Source organism: Kitasatospora sp. NPDC022785, from assembly GCF_055561295.1.
The window spans coordinates 1-1,150 of the sequence record NZ_JBVHHB010000077.1 but is presented as its reverse complement, the minus strand read 5'-3'; the positions used below and the strand labels follow the sequence as shown (position 1 = coordinate 1,150).

Below are 1,150 nucleotides of genomic sequence, written 5' to 3'. Positions count from 1 at the left end.
TACTGAGGTTTTCGTTCTGTTGTCGGTGGTGACAGGTAGTGATCCCTGCGGTATGCCAATGGTGTGCGGTATGCGCAGGGTGGGGGCCTGACCGCTGAGCGGCGGGCGTTTCGTGAACAGGTGCGGCTGGATGCCGCTGCGCGGTTCGAGGCGGGCGAGCGGACCGCGGTGATCGCCCGTGACCTGCGGGTCAGTGAGCGGTCGGTGGAACGCTGGAGACGGTCCTGGCGCGAGGGTGGTATCACTGCCCTGCGGTCGTCGGGTCCGGCGAGCGTGCCAAAATTGTCGGTGGCCCAGTTCGCCGATTTGGAAGCGGAGTTGGGCAAAGGTCCGGCCGCCCATGGGTTCGAGGACCAGCGTTGGACGCTGGTCCGGGTCCAGGCGGTGATCGGCCGCCGGTTCCGGATGGCGTTGTCGATTGCGACGGTGTGGCGGTTGCTGAAGCGGCACGGCTGGTCCTGGCAGGCCCCGGCCCGCCGGGCGCTCGAGCGGGACGAGCGCGCGGTGGAGCTGTGGAAGCAGGAGGTGTGGCCGCGGGTAAAAGCACCGCGGCGGCGCTCGGAGCCTGGGTCGTCTTCGAGGACGAGGCCGGGTTCGCGATGACGCCGCCGCGCGCCCGCACCTGGGGCCGGCGCGGGCACACGCCCGTGGTCCGGGTCCGGGGACGTTCCCGGCGCCGGATCTCGGTGGCCGCGCTGTGCTGCTACAAGCCCGGCGAGCAGAGCAGGGTGATCTACCGGCCTCGCTTCCACATGCCGCTCAAGGGAGCCCGCAAGAGCTTCGCCTGGACCGATTACCGCGATCTCGCCGTCCGTGCCCACATTCAGCTCGGCGGCCCGATCGTCCTGGTCTGGGACAACCTCAACACTCACCTGGCCGTCGGCATGAAGCAGTACGCGGCGGAGCACGACTGGCTCACCGTCTTCCAACTGCCCTCATATGCACCGGACCTCAATCCGGTCGAAGGCCTTTGGTCGCTCCTGCGTCGCGGCCCGACGGCGAACACCGCTTTCACCGATCCGGATCATCTCACCCGCACTCTCCGACGCGGACTGCGGCACATCCAACTTCGACCCGCCCTTATCGATGGATGCCTGGCCGGCACCGGCCTGCCACTCACCCCACCGACTCCACCCTGAAAGCCTCAGTA

1 protein-coding gene is annotated in these 1,150 nt (G+C 68.3%); it reads left to right on the top strand.

The annotated features are described in order from the left end of the window. The first annotated feature begins 63 nt into the window (after positions 1 to 63). Positions 64 to 1,139 (top strand): IS630 family transposase gene (locus ACZ3YO_RS39930; protein WP_465579207.1). Its coding sequence is split into 2 segments (ribosomal slippage): positions 64 to 510 and positions 513 to 1,139, totalling 1,074 coding nucleotides; the frame shifts between segments, so codons are not numbered across the junction. Positions 1,140 to 1,150: the final 11 nt, after the last annotated feature.